The organism is gamma proteobacterium symbiont of Scutellera amethystina (genome assembly GCF_059730845.1).
This window is the reverse complement of sequence record NZ_AP035936.1, coordinates 201,961-217,444: the sequence shown is the minus strand read 5'-3', so window position 1 is coordinate 217,444 and position 15,484 is coordinate 201,961. Positions and strand designations below refer to the sequence as shown.

The 15,484-nt window shown below is 58.6% G+C and carries 14 protein-coding genes; 7 read left to right on the top strand and 7 right to left on the bottom strand.

What is annotated here, in order from left to right; translation table 11 throughout:
- Positions 1-8 precede the first annotated feature (8 nt).
- Genes AC6I79_RS21070 through AC6I79_RS21055 form a run of 4 tightly spaced genes read right to left on the bottom strand, consistent with a single transcriptional unit; the run spans position 9 to position 3,987 of the window.
- Positions 9-1,322, bottom strand: coding sequence for an MFS transporter (locus AC6I79_RS21070; RefSeq protein ID WP_498027861.1), 1,314 nt, complete (start codon positions 1,320-1,322; stop codon positions 9-11).
- Positions 1,309-1,950 carry a hypothetical protein gene (locus AC6I79_RS21065; RefSeq protein ID WP_498027860.1) on the bottom strand — a complete coding sequence of 214 codons (642 nt, stop codon included), beginning with the start codon at positions 1,948-1,950 and terminating at the stop codon, positions 1,309-1,311. The genes AC6I79_RS21070 and AC6I79_RS21065 overlap by 14 nt, the downstream gene beginning before the upstream one ends.
- Positions 1,951-1,952: 2 nt before the next feature.
- Entirely contained in the window at positions 1,953-3,302 is a 1,350-nt protein-coding gene (locus AC6I79_RS21060) for an amidase (protein ID WP_498027859.1), read from the bottom strand.
- Between the two features lie 4 nt (positions 3,303-3,306).
- The gene (locus AC6I79_RS21055; protein WP_127834846.1) at positions 3,307-3,987 is read right to left on the bottom strand and encodes a DUF2848 domain-containing protein; all 681 of its coding nucleotides are present in this window, start codon (positions 3,985-3,987) and stop codon (positions 3,307-3,309) included.
- Positions 3,988-4,101: 114 nt separating this feature from the next.
- On the opposite strand from AC6I79_RS21055, the gene AC6I79_RS21050 reads away from it, so the two are divergent.
- Complete coding sequence (locus AC6I79_RS21050; RefSeq protein WP_498027858.1) at positions 4,102-4,776, top strand: GntR family transcriptional regulator; 675 nt, start codon at positions 4,102-4,104, stop codon at positions 4,774-4,776.
- A gap of 2 nt (positions 4,777-4,778) precedes the next feature.
- Here AC6I79_RS21050 and AC6I79_RS21045 read toward each other — a convergent pair whose 3' ends face one another.
- On the bottom strand, positions 4,779-5,798 hold the full coding sequence (locus AC6I79_RS21045; RefSeq protein WP_021509518.1) for a LacI family DNA-binding transcriptional regulator: 1,020 nt from the start codon (positions 5,796-5,798) through the stop codon (positions 4,779-4,781).
- 263 nt (positions 5,799-6,061) lie between these two features.
- Here AC6I79_RS21045 and ascF point away from each other — a divergent pair, with 263 nt between their 5' ends.
- The 5 genes from ascF (at position 6,062) to yfiB (ending at position 11,535) form a co-directional block, all read left to right on the top strand.
- The gene (ascF, locus tag AC6I79_RS21040; RefSeq protein ID WP_498027857.1) at positions 6,062-7,501 is read left to right on the top strand and encodes a PTS cellobiose/arbutin/salicin transporter subunit IIBC; all 1,440 of its coding nucleotides are present in this window, start codon (positions 6,062-6,064) and stop codon (positions 7,499-7,501) included.
- A 25-nt stretch (positions 7,502-7,526) separates the two neighbouring features.
- Positions 7,527-8,963: a 6-phospho-beta-glucosidase gene (locus AC6I79_RS21035; RefSeq protein WP_104187222.1), complete on the top strand. Its 1,437-nt coding sequence runs from the start codon at positions 7,527-7,529 to the stop codon at positions 8,961-8,963.
- A gap of 322 nt (positions 8,964-9,285) precedes the next feature.
- Entirely contained in the window at positions 9,286-9,849 is a 564-nt protein-coding gene (gene yfiR / locus AC6I79_RS21030) for a regulatory sequestration protein YfiR (RefSeq protein ID WP_021509521.1), read from the top strand.
- 1 nt (position 9,850) lies between these two features.
- Entirely contained in the window at positions 9,851-11,065 is a 1,215-nt protein-coding gene (gene dgcN / locus AC6I79_RS21025) for a diguanylate cyclase DgcN/YfiN (protein WP_498027856.1), read from the top strand.
- On the top strand, positions 11,062-11,535 hold the full coding sequence (yfiB, locus tag AC6I79_RS21020; RefSeq protein ID WP_104093570.1) for an outer membrane lipoprotein YfiB: 474 nt from the start codon (positions 11,062-11,064) through the stop codon (positions 11,533-11,535). Before dgcN ends, yfiB begins: the two co-directional genes overlap by 4 nt.
- Before the next feature lie 8 nt (positions 11,536-11,543).
- On the opposite strand, the gene AC6I79_RS21015 is transcribed toward yfiB, so the two are convergent.
- Together AC6I79_RS21015 and AC6I79_RS21010 are read right to left on the bottom strand one after the other, a co-directional pair.
- On the bottom strand, positions 11,544-12,500 hold the full coding sequence (locus tag AC6I79_RS21015) for an apurinic/apyrimidinic endonuclease family protein (protein WP_498027855.1): 957 nt from the start codon (positions 12,498-12,500) through the stop codon (positions 11,544-11,546).
- A 105-nt stretch (positions 12,501-12,605) separates the two neighbouring features.
- Positions 12,606-14,636, bottom strand: a complete 2,031-nt coding sequence (locus AC6I79_RS21010) for a choline transporter (protein ID WP_021509525.1) — start codon at positions 14,634-14,636, stop codon at positions 12,606-12,608.
- 241 nt (positions 14,637-14,877) lie between these two features.
- Between AC6I79_RS21010 and betI the strand changes: the two genes are divergently transcribed.
- Entirely contained in the window at positions 14,878-15,474 is a 597-nt protein-coding gene (gene betI / locus AC6I79_RS21005) for a transcriptional regulator BetI (protein WP_058758824.1), read from the top strand.
- The last annotated feature ends 10 nt before the right edge of the window (positions 15,475-15,484 follow it).

The following is a 15,484-nucleotide window of genomic DNA, read 5'->3' as shown; positions in this document are numbered from 1 at the left end:
AGAGGTGATTACAGCGACTGGTGCGCGGTTTCTTTGGCTTTCCATAAGGCAAACAGGGTGATCGCCAGCGCCAGCGTCACATATAGCGACACCCACAGCGTGCTGCCCACCTCTTTATACAGCGAGGTAATGATCAGCGGGGCAAAACCGCCGCCGATGATGCCGGCCAGCGTATAGGCCAGTGACGAACCGGCATAGCGCACGTGACTCGGGAACTGCTCGGTGACAAACGCCGCCTGCGGACCGTACATCATGGCGTGAATCAGCAGGCCAATCACCACCGCCAGCACAATCAGCCACGGCTGAGTGCTGTCGAGCAGGACAAAAAACACAAACGACCAGACAATAGCCAGCAGCGCGCCGGCAATGTACACCGGACGGCGGCCGAGGCGGTCGGACAGCGCGCCAAACAGCGGCACCGTCAACGCGTTGCCAATCGCGCCGACCATCGTCGCCATCAGCGCCAGCGGACGCGGCAGCTGTAACACGGTGGTGACGTATGTCAGGGTGAACACCACCACCAGCGCGTACAGCACGTCAGAGCCGATGCGCGAGCCGCCGGCGATCAGCAGTTCACGTGGATAGCGCAGGAACACCTCTTTCAGCGGGGTGTGGCTGGTTTTCTCCGCCTGCTGCATCGCCACGAAAGTCGGGGTTTCTTCCACGCCACGCCGCAGCCACAGGCCAAACATCACCAGCAGCAGACTGAGCAGGAACGGGATGCGCCAGCCCCATTCCTGAAACTGTTCGCCGCTGAGTGACAACGTCACTAAAGTGATAAAGCCGGTGCCAATCAGCGTACCGCAGGAAGGCCCGACCTGGGCGAACGAGGCGTTACGCCCGCGCTTACTGGCTTCGCCGTGCTCCATGGAGAGCAACACCGCGCCGGCCCATTCGCCGCCCAGCGCGATGCCCTGCACAAAGCGCAGCGTCACCAGCAGAATCGGGCTCCAGATGCCCCATAGCGCATAACCGGGCAGCATGCCCATCAGCGCCGTGGTCACGCCCATGATCACCAGCGTGGTGATCAAGACCGCCTTGCGTCCGGCGACATCCCCGAGATGGCCAAAGATAAAACCGCCCACCGGACGCGACACATAACCCACGGCGTAAGTTGAAAACGCCAGAATGGTCCCGACCAGCGGGTCGAAGCTGGGGAAAAACACATGGTTAAACACCAGCGCCGCCATGATGTTGTAAACGGTAAAGTCGTACCACTCCAGCGCGGTGCCGATGGAGCTGGCCGCGGCAAGACGTCCGGTGTGGGTTTTTCCTGCTGCGGCACGCGCGGCGTGCGGCAGAGTTGAATCAGTATTCGCCATGAGCCATCTCCTGTTTAGTGAGCTGCCAGCTGAGCGCATAAAATTCAGCGCGGGCATTGAGCGCCTGTGCCGCGGCGGCCGCCAGTGTCTGGCAGGCATCGGCGCACGAACAGCTGAGCAGCAGCATCGGCTGCATGGCGCGCTGCACCCGATCTTCCTGCGGCAGCGGCGTGCTCAGCGTGGTGTCCGGCGTGAGTAAGCGCGAGGCGATATAGCCCGGCACCGTGGCAACCTGCTGCTGCCAGGCGTTGAGCGTTGCAGTTTCAATGCCAGCCTGTAGCGTCAGCACCGCAAGGTGGCTGCCGCTGCCCTGACCGTGCTGCTGAGTGATGGCGCACACGCGGCGCATCGGTTCGATCATCCGCTCCAGGTTTTTAACCGACCACGGCGTCTGGCGCGTGAAGGCGGCGTAGTAATCGGCGCTGGTGAAGGTTTCCAGCGAGCGGGTTTCATACAATCCGAGGTACTTGCGTTCAGCATCCAGCGCCTGATAGCGCGTGCCGCTGAGAAAGCCGTCGATGGCGACGCGCTCGGCGACATGTTCATGGTCATACCATTGATTGAAATCAGCTTCGTTTTCAGCGGCGACGTTGGTGGCGACGAACAGCATGCCGTGAGGATGTGTCATTTTCAGAGACTCCGTTGCAGGATGGATTCAAGCGCCAGCGCCCAGCTGAGCAGCGCGGCATCGTGGCCATGGGTGGCGGCCAGCATCAGACCCACCGGCGCACTGCCGGGCTGATGACAAGGCAGGGAGATGGCGCAGCCGTCCAGCATGTTGATCACGCTGGTGTTGCGCAGCATCAGCAGGTTGACCTGGCGATAGCGCTCCGGGTCGTCGAGTTCGGCGATGGTCGGCGCAATCAGCGGCACGGTGGGCAGCAGCAGGCCATCGAACGGTGCCACCGCCTGCTCCACCCGCTGCCGCCAGTCGGCGCGCTGCTGATACAACAGTTGTGCGTCGGCCTCGTTCAGCAACGCGCCGCGCTCAATGCGCATCCGTACCTGCGGGTCATAACCCGTCGCGTGCGACTGCAGCAGCGACTGATGCCACTGCCAGGCTTCCCAGGCGGTGATGCCGCCACGGGCGTTCATGGTTTCCAGTTCTGCCAGTTCAGGCAGCGGCAGCTCGGTGAGCGTGGCACCCTGCGCGCGCAGCTGTGCCAGCGCGTGGTGCCACGCCTGGCTGACCGCGAGATCCAGCCCGTCCAGCACCCGGGTCTGTGGAATCGCAAAGTGCGCCCGCGTGTTATCACGCTCTGCCAGCTGCAAAGGCCGATCGGCGATGACGCTGTCGAGCAGCCAGCAGCTGCGCACGTCATGGGCAATTACGCCAATACTGTCGAGTGCCGCCGATAGCGGTAGCGTGCCAGCCTGATTGATGCGGCTGGCGCTGGGTTTGAAGCCGGTCAGCCCACACAGCGCCGCCGGTATCCGCACCGAGCCGCCGGTGTCCGTGCCGACCGCCGCGAGGCACATGCCGTCGGCCACCGCCACCGCCGCGCCGGATGAAGAACCGCCGGGAATGCGTTTTTCGCCGCGCTGCCATGGGTTAGCCGGCGTGCCGTAGTGCGGATTGATACCGAGCCCGGAAAAAGCGAACTCGGTCATGTTGGTTTTGCCGACGATAGCGGCACCAGCCTGTTTCAGCTGCTGCACGATATGCGCGTCGCGCGCGGCGGGCGGCGCATCCGCCAGCACGCGCGAGCCGGCGCAGGTGGGTTCGTCCGCCACATCAAACAGGTCTTTGATGCTGATTGGCAGTCCATCAATCGGGCTGTGCGGCTGCTGCTGTTGCCAGCGCGTATCAGCCTGCTGCGCCTGCTGAACGGCGCTGTCGGCGTAGGTCCGCGTAAACACGCGTGCGCCTTCGCCTGACGGCTGCTCAGCGGCGCGTAGTGCCTGTTGCGTCGCGGCGCTTGCGGTGAGGTCTCCGGCGCGCAGTTGCTGGCTCGCCTGCCATAAGGTGGTCATACGCATCTCCTCAGGCAATCACCGGCAGCGCGCCGGTGACATAGTGATGTTCCAGCGTGCGATTCAGCAGCGGATCGTGCAGCGCCATACGGAACTCGCTGGCCGGACGGATGCCGCCAATCGCGCTCAACGTGCCGCATGACATCGCAAAGCCTTCACTGACCGGGCGATCGCCAAAGTAGCGCGCCAGCAGATCCATCGGCGTGAGCAGAGATGCCAGCGTGCCCTGCTGATAAGTCACCCAGTCGCCGTTGACTTTGATCCACGCGCGCAGCTCCAGCCGATCCCAGTGCGGCTCAACCTCTGCCATACGCCACGCATGACCGGCGACCGGCTTAACGCAGGCCTGCTTCGACAGTGCCACGCTGAAGGTTTCCAGGTGACGGTCGGTGTGATCGGAAATCAGCGACACCCAGTATTCGCCGCGATGGAAAAACACAAACGGCTCGGCTTCGCCGGAGGTTTGCTCGCCCACCACTTCCAGCGGGCTGTGCTGCGCCAGCTGCTGGGTGGCTACGCGATAAAACAGCGGGACTGCACCAGGTGCGGGCACGCCCAGCGCCTCCAGCTCCCTGATATGGTGCAGCACCGCCGCCTGGTCGCGGCCTACCCACCCGGCAATGACCAGCTGCTTAATGTCGACATCCAGCACCGGGGCGGCTTGTGAGTCGGTTGTAAAGCGTAAATGCATGCGATGATCTCCTGATGAAAAATGCGTGTGAAATATCACTGCAATTTCAAGATAGCCATTTTCATGCCAGTTTTTTGTGTAAGATGTCTCAGTACCCAAATAAGGATCTGCGTGATGAGTGATTCAGTTGCTGAAAATGTGAAGTCACAGGCCGGACAAAAAAGCGTTTCATTGAATGAACAGGCCTATCTGGCGTTCAGGCATCGCCTGATTACGCTGCGCTATAAGCCAGGTGAATATCTCAATACCGCGCAGGTGATGGAGGATCTGGCAATGGGCCGCACGCCGGTTAATCAGGCGGTACACCGGCTGGCGACCGAAGGGTTACTGCAGATTATCCCGCGTAAAGGGGTGATGGTGGCACCGCTGTCGATTGACGATGCGCTGGAGCTGATTGAGGTGCGGCTGGTGAATGAAGCGCTGTGCCTGCGGCTGGCGACGCAGCGCGTGAATCCGGCGCAGGTTGCCCAGCTACGGGCGCTGAATCAGCGCATCGCCGACGCCAGCATGGCGCGCGATCGTGAGCAGATGATGCTGCTGGACCGCGAGTTTCATCAGGTGCTGGCTGACATCGCCGGCAACGGTCGTCTGTCAGATATTCTCAGCATCATTCACGCCCAGGCGCAGCGCTTCTGGGCAACCACTCTGTCGAGCGCGCAGCACATGCAGGAGGTGATTGCCGAGCATGACGCGATCATTGCGGCGCTGGCGCAGGGTGACGTAACACGGGCAGAAGACGCCGCGCGCGTGCACATCTATTCGTTCAAGCAGGCGCTGCTGAACGCCTGATTTTAGCCAGGGTAAAACGGGCCGGGACCGACGGATTCGCGCAGAATTAGTTCGCCGGCAAAGGTTTTGCGGTTACGCATTTCGCCGCCGTCGAGCATCGACACCAGGCGTTCAATGGTCTCCTCGATCATGCCGGTTACCGGCATGCGCACGCTGGCCAGCGCCGGAATGGTATAGGGCGCCAGCGGAATATCGTCGAAACCCAGCACCGCCACCTGCTGCGGCACGCGGATGTTATGCGCCGCCAGCGCTTTCAGCGCGCCTACCGCCATCTCATCGTTACTGGCGACCAGCGCGCTGAACGGTTTACCGCGCGCCAGCAGCGTTTCCACCGCCGCCGCCCCATGCTGCGCCTGCCATTTGCCTTCCACTACCAGCGCGTCATCTGCCACCAGCTGATGCTGCGCCAGTGCCGCGTGATAACCGGCCAGGCGCTCGCGCCCGGTCGGCGAGTCAAGCGATCCGGTGATAAAAGCGATATCGCGATGGCCGAGCGCAATCAGCTGCGCCACCGCCTCGGCGCTGGTGCGCTGCTGATCGGAGTAGATGCAGTAACTGTCGTGCTGACGCAGTCGCCGGTTGATCACCAGAATCGGATGGCGGTGCTGGGCAATGATGCTGTCCATCTCATCAATGGTGAGAAAACGCGGATAGATGATCACGCCATCGCAGCGCAGATCGAGCAGAAACTGAATCGCCGCACGCTCCTCTTCGGCGCTGTGTTTGCCATCCACCAGCAGTAGCTGACGGCCCTGCTGCTCAAGAATACGCGCCGAATGCTGCATCATTTCGCTGAAATAGCTGCCGGTATACAGCGTGTTGGTGATCACCAGGCCGATGGTCTGGCTGGATTTAGTCGCCAGATTGCGCGCCAGCAAATTCGGCCGGAAGCCGGTCTCGGCAATCGCCTGGTACACCCGATCGCGCTTCTCCTGGCTGACGTAGCCGTTGCCGGACAACACGCGCGACACCGTCGCTTTTGACACGCCGGCCTTTTTTGCCACCTCAAGTATGGTTGCCATGCTTCACTCTGCTTCGCTGCTCATCGCCTCAGTGTACCTAAGCGATGAATAAGACGGGGAATTTTCTTGTCGCCCTGCGCCTGCGGGTGAAGATCCCGCCGCACGTCAGCCGATCAACATCACAAAATTAAAACGAAGATAGCGATTTTTCTTGTCTGAATGAATGTGCCTGTTCATGATTTTGTGAAACCGGTTTCTCATGAACACATAACAGCCAGACGAAACCGACGTTTCCTCTACCCTACAATCAGAGACAAACATTCATGGCGACCAACTACGCTGACGCCGCACGAGCCATTGTGGCCTCGCTCGGCGGATTAGAGAATATTGAAGCCGTTACCCACTGCATGACACGTCTGCGCTTCGTGGTGAAAGACAGCGCGCGCGTCGACAACGCCACGCTGAAAGCCATTCCCGGCGTAATGGGCGTGGTGCACACCGACAGCCAGTGTCAGGTGATCATCGGCAACAACGTCAATCTCGCCTTTCAGGAAGTGATGAAACTCGGCACGCCGGGTAACAGCGGCAGCGCGCCGGTGAAACGGAAAATCACGCTGCGCAGTATCGGCGCGGGCATTCTCGATGCGCTGGTCGGCACCATGTCACCGCTAATCCCGGCGATCATTGGCGGATCAATGGTGAAACTGCTGGCGATGATGCTGGAGATGAGCGGCGTGCTGCCCAAAGGCTCGTCGACGTTAATCATCCTGAATGTGATTGGTGACGGCGCCTTCTTCTTCCTGCCGGTGATGGTGGCGGCTTCAGCAGCGCTGAAATTTAAAACCAACATGTCGCTGGCGATTGCCATTGCCGGCGTGCTGGTGCATCCCAATTTTATCGACCTGATGGCCAAAGCGGCGCAGGGTCAGGTGGTGGAATTCGCCTCGGTGCCGGTCACCGCAGTGAAATACACCTACACGGTGATCCCCGCGCTGGTGATGACATGGATTCTGTCGCACATCGAATACTGGGTTGATCGCTTTACCCCGGCGGTGGCCAAAAACTTCCTTAAACCGATGCTGATTGTGCTGATTGCCGCGCCTATCGCCATCGTCCTGATTGGCCCGCTCGGGATCTGGATCGGTAGCGGTATTTCGGCGCTGGTGTACACCATACATGGGTATCTCGGCTGGCTGTCGGTGGCGATCATGGGCGGTCTGTGGCCGCTGCTGGTAATGACTGGCATGCATCGCGTGTTTACCCCAACCATCATTCAGACCATCGCTGAGACCGGCAAAGAAGGCATGGTAATGCCGTCGGAAATTGGCGCCAACCTGTCACTGGGCGGCTCATCGCTGGCGGTGGCGTTCAAAACCAAAAATCCGGAACTGCGGCAGACGGCGTTCGCGGCGGCAGCTTCCGCTATCGTCGCCGGCATTTCCGAACCGGCGCTGTACGGCGTGGCGGTGCGCCTGAAGCGTCCGCTGATTGCCAGCCTGATCAGCGGCTTTATCTGTGGCGCGGTGGCCGGCATTGGCGGCCTCGCCAGCCACTCGATGGCCTCACCGGGCCTGTTTACCAGCGTCCAGTTTTTCGATCCCACCAACCCGATGAGCATCGTCTGGGTGGCTGGCGTGATGGTGCTGTCAGTGGTGCTGTCGTTCATTCTGACGCTGATTCTTGGCTTTGAAGATATTCCGGTGACGGAGACCGCGCCGCGCCCCGGTAAGCCGGAAGCGGCAAAGCCGGTCAGCGCGAATTAATAATGGACTGTGATTGAGGTGAGTGATGTCTGAAGTGACATTTCCTGCGGGATTTTTATGGGGCGGCGCATTAGCCGCCAACCAGTCAGAGGGGAGCTATCGCGCCGGCGGTAAAGGCTTAACCACGGTGGACATGATTCCCCACGGCGAGCACCGCATGGCGGTTAAGCTGGGGCTGGAGCCGCGCTATACACTGCGCGACGATGAGTTCTATCCGAGCCACGACGCCATCGATTTTTATCACCGCTATAAAGAAGATATCGCCCTGATGGCGGAAATGGGCTTCACGGTGTTTCGCACCTCCATCGCATGGAGCCGCATTTACCCCAACGGTGATGAGCTGACGCCGAATGCGGAAGGTATCGCCTTCTATCGCAGCGTATTTGAAGAGTGCCGCAAATACGGCATCGAACCGCTGGTCACGCTGTGTCACTTCGATGTGCCGATGCATCTGGTCACCGAATACGGCTCGTGGCGCAACCGTAAAATGATCGATTTCTTCGCCCGCTACGCCCGCACCTGCTTCGAAGCGTTTGATGGTCTGGTGAAATACTGGCTGACCTTCAATGAGATCAATATCCTATTGCACAGCCCGTTCTCCGGTGCCGGTCTGGTGTTCGCGCCGGATGAGCATCACGAACAGGTGAAATATCAGGCAGCGCATCATGAACTGGTCGCCAGCGCGCTGGTAACCAAAATCGCTCATGAGATCAATCCGCAGAATCAGATTGGCTGCATGCTGGCCGGCGGCAACTTTTATCCGTGGTCCTGCAAGCCGGAAGATGTGTGGGCCGCGTTACAGAAAGATCGCGAGAACTTATTCTTTATCGACGTCCAGGCGCGTGGCGCTTATCCCGCTTATGCCGCCCGGGTATTCCGCGAGAAAGGCGTGGAGATTGTCATGGCGGAAGGCGATAGCGAACTGCTGCGCCACACCGTCGATTTCATCTCCTTCAGCTATTACGCCTCGCGCTGCGCGTCGGCAGAGATGAATGAACAGAACAGCAGCGCCGCCAACGTGGTGAAGTCACTGACCAATCCGCATCTGGCGCGCAGCGCCTGGGGCTGGGGCATTGATCCCCTTGGCCTGCGCATCACCATGAATATGATGTACGACCGCTATCAGAAACCGCTGTTTCTGGTGGAAAACGGTCTCGGCGCGCACGATGAAATCAATGCCAGCGGGGAAATTGCAGACGATTACCGCATCAGCTACCTGCAACAGCACATTCGCGCCATGGGTGAAGCGATTGCTGACGGCGTGCCGGTGATGGGCTACACCACCTGGGGCTGCATCGATCTGGTCGCGGCGTCGACCGGTGAAATGAGTAAACGCTACGGATTTGTCTATGTCGATCGCGACGATCACGGCAACGGCACGCTCAACCGGCTGCGCAAAAAATCCTTCTGGTGGTATCAGCGGGTCATTGCCAGCAACGGCCGGGATTTGGATTTTAATTAAAAAAATGCGGTGAATGGCGCTGAATGATTGTTCAATTCAGGGCCATTGCGCCACAAAGGGAATATCCGGCGGCGCCGGGCAAATCATTTTACGAAAAATCGCGCCGCTGCGCTAATTTTGCTGCGGGCATATCCGGCAGAATTCAGCCTTAATAGGCTTATTATGCTGCGTTTTTATTCATTACTCTTTTAACTCTCTATTTAAATCCGGTCCTGACGAATTTATTCTACCCTGCCTGATCGCGGTATCAGCGCCTGTACGGCGGTACTCTTTTGTACAGCGCGATGGTACTATTTCCCGGTTGCTGTTCAGAGATAGCGCTATGTTACAACTACAATTAAAGGTGAAGGGCGACAGCCAGCTGCTCTATTTATTGCAGGGCTTACGCGCATTTCTTCCCGTATTTTCTCTCATTTATCTCCTCTGTTTTCCTGCTGCTCAGGCGGCAAACAGTGCGGTTCAGCGTGACGATCAGGCTAACCGCATCGTCAGCGGCATCATCAGTTTTAGCCACTGGCCACAGTTAACACAGCCGCCACAGCTGTGCGTATTCGCTTCAGCACAGCACCTTGCGCAGCCTCAGGGCCCGACGCCGTTCAGCGTGGTGTGGATTAACCAGACCAGCGAACTCAGCCGCCAGCGCTGCGATGCCATTTACTTCGGCGATCAGACGCCGCAGCAGCAAACTGAACTGCTGGCGATGCTACAGGGTAAAGCCGTCCTGTCCATCGCGGAAAACAACCCGGACTGTACGGTTGGCGCGGCCTTTTGTCTGATCTTTAACCGCGATCACACCGCATTTTCCGTCAACCTTGACTCGCTGGCGCGCAGCGGTGTCAGAGTGAGCCCGGACGTGTTGTTGCTGTCCCGCAAAGGAAGCAAATAAGATGAAGTTTGATAGCATAAAAAAAGATAAATCATCGATTCGCAATAAGTTGCGTCGTATCAGCACCGTCAATGCCGCCGTGATATTACTGCTGTGCTGGCTGCTGCTGACATCGACGTCTTTACTGTTTATTAAACGCTATGAGAAAAGAAACCTCGAACTCATTGCCGCCACACTCAGCACCAGCCTGACCGCCGCGACGGTATTTGAAGACAGCTATGATGCCCGCAACAAAATAGCCCTGCTCGGCAATGAAGGGATGTTTGCCTCCGCGAAGCTGGTCACGGCGGGCAATACCGTACTGGTGGACTGGCACGATCGCCAGCAAGAGAGCGGCTGGTATGAAACGCTACTGCGTCGCTGGATCTATCAGCAGCCGCTGACGGTGGAAATTAATCACGCCGAAACCCAGGTCGGCCGTTTAATGCTGGCCGGCACCGTCAGCGGTGCGGCCGATTTTATTCGCTATTCGGTGATGATTTTATCCATCGGTATGCTGTGCGTGCTGGTGATTTCCTGCCTGCTGAGTGAATTTCTGCATCGCGGTATTCTGCGCTCGCTGCGCAATATCACCAGCGCCATCCATTACGTGATTCGCTCTGGCGATTTCTCGACGCGCATACCGCAAAATCCGACCAAAGAGTTTCAGCTGTTTTCCGAAGATCTCAACTCGCTGCTGAGTGAAATGCAGACGCTAAAAGCCTCGCTGCTGCGCGATAACCGTTCACTGGCGGCCAAAGCGCTGGAGGATCCGTTAACCGGACTGGCCAACCGCTCGGCGTTTGTTGGCCGCCTGTCGCAGCTGCTGGATCAGCAGCTGGCGCATGAGAATTTTGTGCTGCTGTTTCTCGACGGCGATCGCTTCAAGAGCATTAACGACAACTGGGGCCATGCCGCCGGTGATGAAGTATTGAAGGCCATCGCGGCGCGCCTCAGCGCGCTGGCGTATCAGGACGATCTGGTGGCGCGGCTGGGCGGTGACGAGTTTGCCATGCTGATCACCAGCCGCACCTCAGAAGCCGATCTGCAGCAGCTGACGGAAGATATTCGTACCGCAATCGCGCAATCGATTGTGATTTCGGAAGGCACGCAGATCACCACATCGGTGACCATCGGCTACGCCTGGTCGCAGCATGGCGATTCGGTGGCGTCGATTCTGGAACGCGCCGATATGCACATGTATAAAAACAAAGGAATGAGTAAGGTACGCGTATGAAACTGAAATCATGTTTGCTGGTTATGGTGCTGGCCTGTGTCGGCTGTCAGTCAACCGGGCGTTTTAGCGACGCGCAGATTAAAGCGATGCGCGACGCCGGCTTCAGCGAAAACACTGAAGGCTGGGGACTGGGCCTGTCCGATAAGATCCTGTTTGGCATCAATGAATCTGACCTGACGCCCGCCAGCAAAGCCAGCATTGCGCAGATGGCGAAAAACCTGGCCGCCACCGGCATCGAACATCTGCGCATAGACGGCCACACCGATAACTACGGCAAAGCGGATTACAACCAGCAGCTGTCGCTGAAGCGCGCCAACGCGGTGGCCGATCAGTGGGCCACCGGCGCGGCGATTCCACGGCAAAACATCGTGACGCGCGGGCTGGGCATGAGCGCGCCGGTCGCCAGCAATAACACTGCGCAGGGCCGGGCGCAAAATCGCCGCGTCGCCATTGTGATCACGGCGCCGTAAGCGGTTAATCAGCGCGTCTGCGTATAGTCATACAGGCGATCGCGCGCGAGGTTCTTCATTTTGACTTCGCACATGATGTCGAAGCGATCAAACGACAGCGCCCAGTCATTCAGCGTCTGGTTGAAATAGTAGTCAGAATGGGCGCGCAGCTTCGGCTTTGAGGCGGTGAGTTGCTCCTGATCGGGAAAGCCGCTCTCCGGGATCAACCCTTCCTGGGCGATCGAATAGTGCAGCACCGGCCGCACGCCGCGCCACGACTCCAGAATCAGTGCCACGCGCGCATCGCTGGCCTGAATAAACTGATTCTCTTTCACCCAGTGATGGTGAATATCCAGTACCACCGGACACAGCGCACGCGCCTGCAAGACGTCATCCAGCGAGCAGGAAATTTCGTCATTTTCCACCGTCAGCATATTGCGGGCTTCCGGGCTGAGGCGCATAAACGCCGCGCGAAAACCCTCAATACCGCGTTTGCCGTTCATGTGGATGTTGATTTTGAAATCCTGAAACTGCCTGCCGTAGCCCATCAGCACCGCGCACAGCGTATGGTACTCGACATCCTCCAGCGCCCGATCCACCACGTCATCATTATCCGAAGCCAGCACCGTATACTGGCCGGGATGGAACGACAGGCGAATGTTGTGCGCGCGGGCCAATTCGCCGCAGCGGCTAAACAGCGGCTGCAGCTCGGGCAGAATATCGCCATACAGTTCAGTGGCCAGCGGCACGGTGTACAGCGGCAGCAGATCGCTGCCGATGCGCATCATGCGCAACGCATCCGGCTGCTGCGCCAGCTGTTCCAGCGTCAGAGAGAGGTTCTGCAGGTTATTTTGTGCCAGTGTCAGCAGCAGCGTGGCCGCCGCGTTACGCTCCATAGCGAGAAAGCGTGTGCGGGTGGTGGTTTTAAATGGAAATGGCTGTTTAGCCTCAGAATCAAAGTACTTACACGCAAAACCCAATTTCATTATGTTCCCCTTCAGGTCAGCTAGTGAGTCTAGCTGCCGCTGGCAATTATGCGAGGAACGCCGCGTGATTAAACGGGCAGCCGCCTTGCACGGCTGCCCGCACTGTTACACACTCGGGTAAGTGATATTGCTGCCCGGCGCTTCACGATGCAGATGGATAAAGTTCAGGTGTCGCTCGTACTGATCGAGAATGTCGATGATCACCTGCTCCTTGTTGTAGTCCATCAAATCGTTGCCCTGGCTGCCCTCCAGCAGGAAGGTTTCCAGCCGGTAATAGTGGGACTTACCGCTGCGGGCGCGATAGGTAAAGCCCGGCACCGAGTACTGCTGCGGCCACACCTGATAGACGAAATCCTGCTCCTCGCCGAGGTGCACGCGCAGATCAAGGTAGCCCAGCGGCTGGCCCTCTTCCGGCGCAACGCTCTCCAGCGATACGCGACCGCCGCGCAGCTCCAGCTCTTTGGCGACATCCTGCATCGCCGGATAGATCACGGTTTCCATCATCTGCTGGGTATAGCGCGTGCCCGGGTAGTTCATCAGGCGCGACAGCCGCTTTTTCCAGCTCAGACGATCATTGCTCGCCGGAATATAGGGCGCGGTATCACGGCTGGCGCTGGCGCGGCGGTGATCTTCCACTTTGAGTGATTTATACAGCCCGGCCATCACAAAGAAGATCACGAAGCTGAACGGCAGACCCATGATCACCGTGGTGTTTTGCAGCGCAGAGATGCCGTTGGTCATCAGCATGCCCATGGTCAGCACGCCAATCGCCACCGACCAGAAAATGCGCAGCCAGTTTGGCGCATCGCTGTTGATATCCTTCAGCTTCGAGGTGAAGTTCCCCAGCACCAGCGAGCCGGAATCCGCCGAGGTAACATAAAACAGCATGCCGGTAATGGTGGCGACCGAGGCGCTGAACTTAAACGCCGGATACTGCGCCAGCAGGCTGTAGAACCCGCGCTCGGCATGCGCCATCACTTCCTGGGCAAAACCGGCATCGCCGTGGATGATCTCGTACAGCGCCGCGTTACCGAACACCGACAGCCACAGCAGCGTGAAGGTGAACGGGATAATCAGCGTGCCGAGCACAAACTCACGGATGGTGCGGCCACGGGAAATACGGGCGAGGAACAGGCCGACAAACGGCGACCACGCCACCCACCACGCCCAGAAAAACAGCGTCCAGCTGTTCATCCACTGCGTCGGACGATCAAACGCAAAGGTGTTGAGCGTCATGCCCATAAAGCGGTTGATGTAATCACCGACGTTCAGCACCAGCGCGTTGAGCAGGAAATCCGTCTTGCCCATAAACAGCACAAACAGAATCAGACCGAGCGCCAGCGCGACATTCAGCTCCGACAGGATGCGGATGCCTTTATCCACGCCCGAGGTCACCGAAATGGTGGCAATCACCACCGACAGTACAATCAGCGCCATCTGCGCCGTCAGCCCTTCCGGCACATCAAATAACACTTTCAGCCCGTAGTTGAGCTGTACCACGCCGATACCCAGCGTGGTGGCGATACCAAAAATGGTACCGATCACCGCCGCGATATCCACCGTGTGGCCAATCGGGCCGTTAATGCGCTTGCCGAAGATCGGATAGAGCGCTGAGCGAATGGTGAGCGGCAGATTATAGCGGTAGCTGAAGTAGCCGAGCGCGATGCCCATCAGCGCATACATCGACCAGCCGGTCAGACCGTAGTGGAACAGCGTCCACACCATCGCCTGACGCGCCGCTTCCAGAGTCTGCCCGGCGCCTTCCGGCGGCTGCATATACTGCGTGACCGGTTCCGCCACCGAGAAGAACATCAAATCGATGCCGATGCCAGCGGCAAACAGCATCGCCGACCAGCTCAGCAGACTAAATTCGGGTTTGGATTGCTCCGGGCCCAGCTTGATGGCGCCGTAGCGTGAACAGGCCATATAGATGACAAAGACGATATACAGCGTAGCGGCCAGCATGTAGTACCAGCCAAAAGTGGACGATACCCAGTTGACGGCGCTCTGGATCCAGCCGGCAGCGAGATCGCTGTACAAAATGGTGACAAGTGAAAATGTCAGAATCAGTCCGGCAGAGGTGTAAAACACCACGGGATTGATTCTGTCTTTTTCACTGGCAGGTGGATTAATCATCGGTTACCTCTGGTTAATTTCCTGTAATTATTCAATGAAGTAGCAGGGCCGTAGCGATCGGCCTTATCGGTATCGTTCTCCTGTTTTCCCTCCTGATTGTTCGGCACGGTTCAGTATTCACCTTCCCGTTGCGCTTTCATAACAACCGAAGCACAGTATCCTAACAAGTTTCTTTTTTATATTGAACGTGCAATCAAAAAAAGTTTTAATAGGGGTCTTACATTGCGGTGGAGCTGGAGTCATGCCAAAGGTGGGAATGCAGCCGATACGTCGTCGGCAACTGATTGATGCGACCCTGAGTACCATTAACGAAGTCGGGATCAATGACGCGACCATTGCGCAGATTGCGCGGCGCGCCGGCGTCTCGACCGGCATCATCAGCCACTACTTCAAAGACAAAAACGGTTTGCTGGAAGCCACCATGCGCGACGTGACGCGTCAGCTGCGTGATGCGGTGGCGGCACGACTGAAACCGCTGGCGGGAGCTGGCACCGAAGCGCGCCTGCTGGCGATTGTCGAAGGTAACTTCGACGACACCCAGGTGCACAGCGCAGCGATGAAAGCGTGGCTGGACTTCTGGGCCAGCAGCATGCATCAGCCGCAGCTGGGTCGCCTGGAACGCGTCAGCAGCCGTCGCCTGTTTTCTACGCTCGCTGCCGAGTTTCGCCGCGAGCTGCCGCGTGAGCAGGCGCGGCTGGCCGCGCACGGTCTGGCCTCGCTGATTGATGGCCTGTGGCTGCGCGCTGCGCTGAGCGGCAAACCGTTTGATCTGGCGATTGCCAGAACGCTCACCACCCAATTCATTCGCCAGCAGCTGGCTGGTGCCGCGAATCACTGAGGAAGGAGCA

What these genes read in the sequence shown, in the direction of transcription:
- yfiR (WP_021509521.1), top strand. Translation starts at nt 9,286, where the DNA reads ATGTTACAACTACAATTAAAGGTGAAGGGCGACAGCCAGCTGCTCTAT.
- AC6I79_RS21045 (WP_021509518.1), bottom strand. Translation starts at nt 5,798, where the DNA reads ATGGCAACCATACTTGAGGTGGCAAAAAAGGCCGGCGTGTCAAAAGCG.
- ascF (WP_498027857.1), top strand. Translation starts at nt 6,062, where the DNA reads ATGGCGACCAACTACGCTGACGCCGCACGAGCCATTGTGGCCTCGCTC.
- AC6I79_RS21065 (WP_498027860.1), bottom strand. Translation starts at nt 1,950, where the DNA reads ATGACACATCCTCACGGCATGCTGTTCGTCGCCACCAACGTCGCCGCT.
- AC6I79_RS21055 (WP_127834846.1), bottom strand. Translation starts at nt 3,987, where the DNA reads ATGCATTTACGCTTTACAACCGACTCACAAGCCGCCCCGGTGCTGGAT.
- AC6I79_RS21035 (WP_104187222.1), top strand. Translation starts at nt 7,527, where the DNA reads ATGTCTGAAGTGACATTTCCTGCGGGATTTTTATGGGGCGGCGCATTA.
- AC6I79_RS21050 (WP_498027858.1), top strand. Translation starts at nt 4,102, where the DNA reads ATGAGTGATTCAGTTGCTGAAAATGTGAAGTCACAGGCCGGACAAAAA.
- betI (WP_058758824.1), top strand. Translation starts at nt 14,878, where the DNA reads ATGCCAAAGGTGGGAATGCAGCCGATACGTCGTCGGCAACTGATTGAT.
- yfiB (WP_104093570.1), top strand. Translation starts at nt 11,062, where the DNA reads ATGAAACTGAAATCATGTTTGCTGGTTATGGTGCTGGCCTGTGTCGGC.
- AC6I79_RS21070 (WP_498027861.1), bottom strand. Translation starts at nt 1,322, where the DNA reads ATGGCGAATACTGATTCAACTCTGCCGCACGCCGCGCGTGCCGCAGCA.
- dgcN (WP_498027856.1), top strand. Translation starts at nt 9,851, where the DNA reads ATGAAGTTTGATAGCATAAAAAAAGATAAATCATCGATTCGCAATAAG.
- AC6I79_RS21060 (WP_498027859.1), bottom strand. Translation starts at nt 3,302, where the DNA reads ATGCGTATGACCACCTTATGGCAGGCGAGCCAGCAACTGCGCGCCGGA.
- AC6I79_RS21010 (WP_021509525.1), bottom strand. Translation starts at nt 14,636, where the DNA reads ATGATTAATCCACCTGCCAGTGAAAAAGACAGAATCAATCCCGTGGTG.
- AC6I79_RS21015 (WP_498027855.1), bottom strand. Translation starts at nt 12,500, where the DNA reads ATGAAATTGGGTTTTGCGTGTAAGTACTTTGATTCTGAGGCTAAACAG.